Source organism: Terriglobales bacterium (genome assembly GCA_035937135.1).
Lineage (GTDB): Bacteria > Acidobacteriota > Terriglobia > Terriglobales > Acidobacteriaceae > DASYVL01.
On record DASYVL010000075.1, the window covers coordinates 1 to 8418 of the forward strand.

8 protein-coding genes are annotated in these 8418 nt (G+C 65.4%); 7 read left to right on the top strand and 1 reads right to left on the bottom strand.

All coding sequences use genetic code 11. The features are described from left to right. From dnaK to VGQ94_04845, 5 genes are all read left to right on the top strand, one after another. Positions 1–1501, top strand: a 1501-nt coding sequence (dnaK, locus tag VGQ94_04825) for a molecular chaperone DnaK (GenBank protein ID HEV2021831.1), incomplete at its 5' end; no start/stop codon positions are given. 144 nt (positions 1502–1645) lie between these two features. Beyond that, on the top strand, positions 1646–2113 hold the full coding sequence (locus tag VGQ94_04830) for a nuclear transport factor 2 family protein (GenBank protein ID HEV2021832.1): 468 nt from the start codon (positions 1646–1648) through the stop codon (positions 2111–2113). 33 nt (positions 2114–2146) lie between these two features. Next, the gene (locus tag VGQ94_04835) at positions 2147–3337 is read left to right on the top strand and encodes a J domain-containing protein (GenBank protein ID HEV2021833.1); all 1191 of its coding nucleotides are present in this window, start codon (positions 2147–2149) and stop codon (positions 3335–3337) included. A 75-nt stretch (positions 3338–3412) separates the two neighbouring features. Next, a complete protein-coding gene (locus VGQ94_04840) occupies positions 3413–3820 on the top strand; it encodes a helix-turn-helix transcriptional regulator (protein HEV2021834.1) in 408 nt (135 codons plus the stop codon). A 215-nt stretch (positions 3821–4035) separates the two neighbouring features. Continuing rightward, positions 4036–5346 (top strand): APC family permease, encoded by a 1311-nt coding sequence (locus VGQ94_04845; GenBank protein HEV2021835.1) that lies wholly within the window; start codon positions 4036–4038, stop codon positions 5344–5346. A 59-nt stretch (positions 5347–5405) separates the two neighbouring features. Here VGQ94_04845 and VGQ94_04850 read toward each other — a convergent pair whose 3' ends face one another. Continuing rightward, positions 5406–5927, bottom strand: a complete 522-nt coding sequence (locus tag VGQ94_04850; protein HEV2021836.1) for a periplasmic heavy metal sensor — start codon at positions 5925–5927, stop codon at positions 5406–5408. 227 nt (positions 5928–6154) lie between these two features. Between VGQ94_04850 and VGQ94_04855 the strand changes: the two genes are divergently transcribed. Together VGQ94_04855 and ffh are read left to right on the top strand one after the other, a co-directional pair. Further along, complete coding sequence (locus VGQ94_04855) at positions 6155–7138, top strand: histone deacetylase (GenBank protein ID HEV2021837.1); 984 nt, start codon at positions 6155–6157, stop codon at positions 7136–7138. A 161-nt stretch (positions 7139–7299) separates the two neighbouring features. Next, on the top strand, positions 7300–8418 hold a 1119-nt coding region (gene ffh, locus VGQ94_04860; protein HEV2021838.1), incomplete at its 3' end, for a signal recognition particle protein.

Here is an 8418-nt window from a genome sequence, read left to right on the forward strand (position 1 = left end):
GGCCTACTTCAACGATTCGCAGCGCCAGGCCACCAAGGACGCGGGCAAGATTGCCGGCCTCGACGTGAAGCGCATCGTCAACGAGCCCACGGCGGCTGCGCTCGCCTACGGCTTGGACAAGAAGAAGGACGAGACCATCGCCGTCTACGACTTCGGCGGTGGCACCTTCGACGTCTCCATCCTGGAGGTCGGCGAAGGCGTGGTCGAGGTGAAGTCCACCAACGGCGACACCCACCTGGGCGGCGACAACATCGACCAGCGGATCGTGGTCTGGCTCGCCGAAGAGTTCAAGAAGGATGAAGGCCTCGACCTGCGCTCCAAGGGCAATGAGATGGCCATGCAGCGCCTGCGCGACGCCGCGGAAAAGGCAAAGATCGAGCTCTCCACCACCATGGAGACCGAGATCAACCTGCCCTTCATCACCGCCGATGCCGCCGGGCCCAAGCATTTGGTAAAGAAGCTCTCGCGCTCCAAACTCGAGCAGCTGGTGGAGGACATCATCCAGCGCTCCGTCGGCCCCTGCAAGCAAGCGATGAAGGACGCCGGCATCGACACCAAGAAGATCGACGAAGTGGTGCTCGTGGGCGGCCAGACCCGCATGCCCCGCATTCAAGCGCTGGTGAAGGAGCTCTTCGGCAAGGAGCCGCACAAGGGTGTGAACCCCGACGAAGTGGTCGCGATCGGCGCGGCGGTACAGGCCGGCGTGCTGGGCGGCGAGGTCAAGGACCTGCTGCTGCTCGACGTCACCCCGCTCACCCTTTCCATCGAGACCCTGGGCGGCGTGGCCACGGGAATGATCCCGCGCAACACCACCATCCCCACCAAGAAGACGGAGACCTTCTCTACCGCGGCCGACAGCCAGACCTCGGTCGAGGTACATGTGCTGCAAGGGGAGCGTCCCATGGCGCGCGACAACCGCACCCTGGGCAAGTTCCACCTGACGGGCCTCCCGCCCGCTCCGCGCGGCGTGCCGCAGATCGAGGTCACCTTCGACATCGACGCCAACGGCATCTTGAACGTCAACGCCAAGGACGTGGCTACGGGCAAGGACCAGAAGATCACCATCACCTCGTCTTCCGGCCTCTCCAAGGAAGAGGTGGAGCGCATGGCCAAGGATGCCGACGCCCACTCCGAGGAGGACAAGAAGCGGCGCGAGGAGATCGAGGCCCGCAACCACCTCGATTCGCTCGTCTACAACGTCGAGAAGATGCTGAAGGAGCAGGGTGACAAGATCTCCGGCTCGGAGAAATCGGAGGTCGAGTCAGCTCTGGCCGAGGCCAAGAAGGCGCTCGAGGGCACGGACACGGCGGCCATGAACTCCGCCCGCGACAGCCTGACCGCTGCCTCCCACAAGCTGGCCGAGCAGATGTACAAGGCCGCCAAGCCGCAGGGCGGCGCCGGCGCTCCCGGGGGCGAACAGCCCGGCGAAGCCGCCTCGGACAAGAAGAAGGACGAGGGCGTCATCGACGCCGAGTACGTGGACGTGGAGGAAAAGAAGTAAGCGGTTCCTTTTCTGATTTGCATCCCAAGGCGCGCCGGGTTTGCGAACCGAGGGAGCCCTACCTCCAGGAAGATTTCCGTGAGGGGAGGGCTCCCTCGCTACGCTCGGGATGTTGTGAAAAAGGCAAGCACAAAGGTGACCACTATGCTGCGAAAACTGGTCCTGCTTACACTCGTTCTTGCTCTCGCCCTTCCCTGCCTCGCCGCCAAGCAATCCACCGCCGACCAACTCACCGCCCTGCTGCACGAGTTCCTGACGGGTGTCAGCAAGAACGACAACTCGGTCTACGACCGCTTCTTTGCCGACGACCTCATCTATACGCGCTCGGCGGGCGTCACCATCACCAAGGCCGACATCCTGAAGTCGCTCGACGAGCCGCCCCAGCCCGACGACCCCAAGGCCGCCTACGACGCCGACGACGTCACCGTGAACGCTTACGGGAACATGGCGGTCATGAACTTCCGCCTCATCCAGCACATGACCAACAAGGACGGCACGGCCGAGACCCACTACTACCGCAACACCGGAACGTTCCTGAAGCGCAACGGCCGCTGGCAGGTGGTGGCCTGTCAGGCCACGCGCGTGCCGGAAAAGGACAAGGAGAAGCCCTAGCGCACAGCCGGGGACGGCTGTGCCACACGGACCATGGCGACTGCAACGAAGGACTATTACGGGACGTTGGGCGTCAAGAAAAGCGCCTCCACCGAGGAAATCCGCAAGGCCTTCAAGAAGCTCGCCCGCAAATATCATCCCGACTTGAATCCCGGCAACAAAGCATCCGAAGAGAAGTTCAAAGCCCTCTCCGAAGCCAACGACGTCCTCAGCGACCCCAAGAAGCGCAAGGTCTACGACCAGCTCGGCTTCTACTCCGACCAGATCGATCCGGCGGCGGCTGAAGCCGCGGCCCGCGGCGGATACGGCTTCCACGGCGGCGCGCCCGGAGGCGCAGGTGGACGAGGCGCCCAGGGCGTCCCCTTCGACTTCGGCGGCTTCGACTTCTCCGAACCCGGCGCCCAACGCGGCGGCAGCTTCCGCGACATCTTCTCCAACATCTTTAGCGGCGGACGCGGCTCGGAGCCCCCCGGTCCCGCCGCCGGCAGCGACCTGGAGTATCGGGTCGAGGTCCCGTTCTGGCAGGCCATCCGCGGCGGCGTGGTGCGCGTGAGCATCAACCACAGCGAGGCCTGCACGCACTGTCACGGCCAGGGATTCCTGAAGGGCAGCGGGACGTGCCCGGAGTGCGGCGGCTCCGGCCAGGTGACGCAGACCAGCGGGCGCATGAAGTTCAACCTCGAGTGTCCGCGCTGCGGCGGCTCGGGCAAAGCGCGAACGCCGTGCAGCTTCTGCCACGCCGAAGGCGCCATCCACCGCAACGAGCCCCTCGAAGTGCGCCTCAAGCCGGGAACGCGCGACGGCCAGCGCATCCGTCTTCCCGGCAAGGGCAACGCCGGCATCCTGGGCGGCCCCGCGGGCGACCTCTACATCATCGTCCGCGCCGGCGACCACCCCGTCTTCCGCCGCGACGGCGACGACATCCACCTGACCGTCCCCGTCTCCGCCACCGAAGCCGCGCTGGGCGCGAAGATCGAGGTCCCGACCATCGACGGCCGCGCCGAAGTAAAGATCCCCCCGGGGACGCCCACCGGCAAGCGCCTCCGCCTGCGCGAAAAGGGCGTGCCCTCGGCGATGAAGAACGGCGCACGCGGCGACCAGATCGTCGAGGTCACAATCGTCGTGCCCGCGGTGCACGACGAACGCTCGAAAGAGATCCTGCGCGAGCTGGCCAAGCTGAATCCGGAAGACCCGCGGGCGGAACTGTGGAAACAGATTGGGTGACTCTAATGCTTGAGCGATTGCGTGATTTGGTTGATCCGCGACGATCCGCGTTAATCCGTGGCGAAAGAATTTGAAATGGCAAAACGAAAGAAGGACGGGGCCTACATGATCTCGGCCGTCGCCGAGATGTACGGCATCCATCCCCAGACGCTACGGCTTTACGAGCGCGAAGGATTGCTGAAGCCCTCGCGCACCGAGGGCAACACCCGCCTCTACACCGAGCAGGACCTGGAGCGGCTGGAGTTCATCCTCTCAATGGCGCGCGACCTGGGCGTGAACATCTCCGGCATGGCCATCATCCTGGAGATGCGTGCGCGCATGGAGGAGATGCAGCGCCAGATGCAGGAGTTCGTCGCCTACATCCAGAAGGAAGTGCTGACGCGCGGCGCCGCCCAGGCCGACCCGGCCCGCGGCGCCATCGTACCCATCCGCCGCAGCGTCACTCCGCCCGCCCCGCCGACCACCAAAGACAAGAAGCGCTAGAAGCGCCGGCTCCCCTGCCTGGTTGATTGTGATTTTGTCATCCTGAGCCCGCCGCAGGCGGCGAAGGACCTTGCGGTTGATTTTGATTCGTCATCCTGACCGAAGGATCTATGCATTTTTCCGGAAGAGCAAACGCATAGATTCTTCGCCCGCTGGAACGGGCTCAGAATGACAAATCGGCCATCCGGCGTTCGTGGTAATCTCCCGCCCACTCTGTGACCTCACCGCCCCCAACCCAACTGGTCCGCGCCATCGGCCGCTGGAGCCTGGCGGCGCTGGTGCTGAACTCCATCATCGGCTCGAGCATCTTCGGACTGCCCTCGATCATCGCGGGTCTCCTGGGCCGCGCCAGCCCGCTGGCCTATCTGCTGACCGCGCTGGGCATGGTGGCGCTGATGGGCTGCTTCGCCGAGGTGGCCTCGCAGTTCGACGCCGCTGGAGGACCCTACCTCTACGCGCGCTCCGCCTTCGGCCGCCCGGTCGGCATCTTGATGGGATGGCTCCTCTGGCTGGCGCGCGTGACCGCGCCCGCCGCCGCCACCAACCTGTTCGTCAACTACCTGGGAGAGTTTTGGTCCGGCGCACAAGCCCCGGCCGGCCGCCTCGCCGTCCTCACGCTGCTCATCGGCGTGCTGGCCGTGGTCAACTACCGCGGCGTCAGCGCGGGAGCCTGGCTCAGCAACGTTTCCACTGTGGCCAAGATCGCGACGCTGGTCGCCTTCATCGCCGTGGGCGGCGTCTGGCTGGCGACGCACAGCCCCAGCGGCCCTCCGCCTCCCCCGGTCCATGCTTCATGGCATGACTGGGTGCAGGCGGTTCTGCTGCTGGTGTTCGCCTACGGAGGCTTTGAATCGGCGCTCACCCCTATGGGCGAGGCGAAGGACCCGCAACGCGACGCGCCCTTCGCCCTGTTCAGCGTGCTGCTGGTGGTGACGATCCTGTACACGCTGGTGCAGACCGTGGTGGTCTATGCGCTCCCCAACGCCGCGCAGACTGAACGTCCGCTGGCCGCGGCGGCGCGGCTCTTCCTCGGCGGGCCGGGCGCGGTGCTGGTCACCGCCGGTGCCCTGGTCTCGCTCTACGGATATCTCAGCGCCATGATGCTGGCCGGGCCGCGCATCCCCTTCGCCATGGCCGAGAATCGCGACCTCCCGACGGTCTTCGCTGCCATCCATCCCCGCTTCCGCACGCCGAATGTCTCCATTGTCCTGTGGGCGTCGCTGATGTGGGGACTGGCGGTGTACGGCACCTTCCGCTGGAACGTGGCGCTCTCTTCCGCCGCGCGGCTCTTCTACTACGGACTCACCTGCGCGGCGCTCGTGGTATTGCGCCGCAAGCAGCCGGAAGCTGCGCGCTTCCGCCTGCTCGCGGGGACGCTGATGGCCGCTCTCGGCATCGCGTTCTCGCTCGTCCTGGTGAGCGGCATCGGCAAGACCGAGGTCGTCATTCTCGCCACCACCACCGTCATCGCGCTCCTCAATCTGCTATGGGTGCGATTACGCGCCCAGCCCCAGTCCCCCGCTTGAAGCCCGCCTGACAAAAAAAGAGCCCGCCGCAGCGGGCTCTCTGTAGCAACCTGTTTTGTTTACTTGGGTGCGGGCTGGGACTCCGGCTGGCCCTCGCGGCCCATCCTGTGCTGGCCCCGATGCTCGCGCATCTTGTTGCCCACCTGGGCGTGCTCGTCGATGATCTTCTGCATCTCGACGCGCTGCTCCGGGGTCAGGGTCTTGTTGAAGTCCTGGCCCGCGGTCACCAGTTGGCTGATCATCGCGTTGTGCCGCTCCTGGATGGCCGAGACGCGCTTCTGGATCTCCGCCTGGTTGGGGTTGTCTTTGAAGATCTCCCGCGCCAGGGCCTGGCGGTCATCGCGTCCGGCATCGAAGTCGCCCTTCAGCCTCTCGTGCCGCGCGCCGACGATGTCGCGCATCTGTTTGGACTGCTCCGGCGTCAGCTTCAGCCGGGCTTCCAGCTGTGCCATCTTCCATTCGCCGAACATCCCCATGTGGCCCATGTGTCCGGCTCGGCCTGCAAACTTGGCGAAGGCCAGCGACCCGCTGCCTAGCACCAGCAGCGCCGCTGCCGCGATTGCTATCCACTTCTTGGTCATGATTTTCCCCTTTGTCCTACGATTCCCAATCCCTCACTGGTAGAAACGCGATCTGGGCCAAAGAGTTTCGCCCGGGACAGGTTTCTTTTGAGGATTTTGTGTTTCCGTGGGGTGGCGACTACCCTCTTCCGGGGCCTCGGATGTTGAGCCGCCTTGCAGACGTGAGCGACGCGAAGCCGAGCGGGAGCCTGCAGGCGAAATCCTGAGCGCAGCGAAGGACCTGTTCCATGTTGCCCTTTAAGCTGATTTACAGCGACGGCTACTACCTGCCCCTGGGCGCGCACGTCTTCCCGGCGGAGAAGTACCGACTCATCCACCAGCGGCTGCTGGAGACGGGCCTGGCCGTCCCGGAGGACTTCCTAGAGCCCCAGCCCGCCTCGGACGACGACATCCTGCTGGTGCACACCGCCGACTACGTCCGCAAGCTCCGCACCGGCACCCTCTCCGACGAGGAAGAATTGCTGCTCGAGGTCCCCTACTCGCCGGAGCTGGTGCGCGCCTTCTGGCTGGCCGCGGGCGGCTCCATCCTGGCCGCCGAGTGCGCGATGCGCGACGGCGTGGGCTTTAACCTGGGTGGCGGCTTCCACCACGCTTTCCCCAATCACGGCGAGGGCTTCTGCATGATCCACGACGTGGCCGTGGCCATCCGCCACCTGCAGAAGGAGAAGAAGATCGCGCGCGCCATGACCGTGGACTGCGACGTCCACCACGGCAACGGCACCGCCGCCATCTTCGCCCAGCCCGCCGGGGAGCCCGCCGCGCTGCCTTCGTTCTCGCCCGCCACCCTGGGCACGCATCAGCGTCCGCAAGCGGCCGTGGGAGACGTTTTCACCATCTCCTTGCACCAGGCGAAGAACTACCCGGCGTGGAAGCCGCCCTCCTCCATCGACGTCCACCTTCCCGACGGCACCGGCGACAGCGACTACCTGGCCTGGCTGGACAACGCGCTCAGCTCCGGCCTGCGCCAGTTCCAGCCCGACCTGCTCTGTTATCTCGCCGGCGCCGACCCCTACCGCGAAGACCAGCTCGGCGGCCTGGCGCTTACCCTCGACGGCCTGAAACAAAGAGATGCGCTGATCTTCAGCGCAGCCCGCGCCCGGGGCCTTCCGGTGATGGTCACCTATGCCGGCGGCTACGCCCGCCGCGTCGAGGACACCGTCACCATCCACTGCAACACGGTGGCGGCGGCGAAAGAAGCCTTCGCCGCATAGGACTCACGACGCCGCCCTCTTTCCGTTGTCATCCTGAGCGAGGCGCTTTGGGTCTTGCCGAGAGAAGGATCTGTGCATTCTGGCGCGCACAGCAAATGCATGGATTCTTCGCTGCGCTCAGAATGACAACTCGTAAGACTGATAAAATCGAATGACATCCCATGTTCGAGAACCTCACCGACAAGCTCCAGCACGCCTTCAAGAACCTGCGCGGCCAGGGCACGCTCACCGAAGAGAACATCGGAGAAGCGCTGGCCGAGTTGCGCGTGGCGCTGCTCGAAGCCGACGTCCACCAGGACGTGGTCCAGCAGCTGCTCGAAGCTATCCGCGCCAAGGCCGTTGGCCAGGAGGTGATGACCTCACTCTCCCCCGCCGAGCAAGTGGTGAAGATTGTCCGCGACAAGCTGATCGCCATCCTGGGGAAAGACACGGCCAAGCTGAAGTTCGCCTCGCAGCCGCCCACCGTGATCCTGATGGCCGGCCTGCAAGGCTCGGGCAAGACCACCACCTCGGGCAAGCTCGCGGCCTGGCTGAAGAAGAACGGGCGGCGCCCTCTGCTGGTGAGCGTGGACGTCTATCGCCCGGCGGCGCGCGAGCAGTTGAAGATCGTCGCCGAGGCAGTAAAGTCCAACCTCTACGAAGGCCAGGTCGGCGAGGCCAACACCGCAACCGTCGAGAGGCTCGCCAAGGAAGCCCGGCGCGAAGCCGTCACCAGCAGCTGCGACGTGGTTATCGTGGACACCGCCGGCCGCCTGCACATCGACGAGCAGCTCATGGAGGAGATGCAGTCGCTCAAGCGCCTGCTCAACCCGCAGGAAATCCTCTTCGTCGCCGATTCCATGACCGGCCAGGACGCCGTGCGCTCCGCCGCAGAGTTTCACAAGAAGCTCGCGCTCACCGGCGTCATCCTCACCAAGATGGATGGCGACGCCCGCGGCGGCGCCGCGCTTTCCATCCGCCACGTCACCGGCCAGCCCATCAAGTTCCTGGGCGTGGGCGAGAAGTACGACGCCCTCGAGCCCTTCCATCCCGACCGCATCGTGGGCCGCATCCTGGGCATGGGTGACATCCTCTCGCTCATCGAGAAGGCGGAAGAACACATCGACAAGAAGAAGGCCGCGGAGTTCGCCGCCAAGGCCATCACCGGCGGCGGCTTTTCCCTCGCGGACTTCCGCGACCAGTTACGCCAGGTGAAGAAGCTCGGGTCACTCTCCAGCATCGCCAAGATGCTGCCCAGCGTCGGGCCCTTCCAGGGGCTGAACAAGGCCGCGGACCAGATT

Coding starts and splice junctions, on each gene's coding strand:
- VGQ94_04840 (HEV2021834.1), top strand. CDS start 3,413: ATGGCAAAACGAAAGAAGGACGGGGCCTACATGATCTCGGCCGTCGCC.
- VGQ94_04850 (HEV2021836.1), bottom strand. CDS start 5,927: ATGACCAAGAAGTGGATAGCAATCGCGGCAGCGGCGCTGCTGGTGCTA.
- VGQ94_04835 (HEV2021833.1), top strand. CDS start 2,147: ATGGCGACTGCAACGAAGGACTATTACGGGACGTTGGGCGTCAAGAAA.
- VGQ94_04830 (HEV2021832.1), top strand. CDS start 1,646: ATGCTGCGAAAACTGGTCCTGCTTACACTCGTTCTTGCTCTCGCCCTT.
- VGQ94_04855 (HEV2021837.1), top strand. CDS start 6,155: ATGTTGCCCTTTAAGCTGATTTACAGCGACGGCTACTACCTGCCCCTG.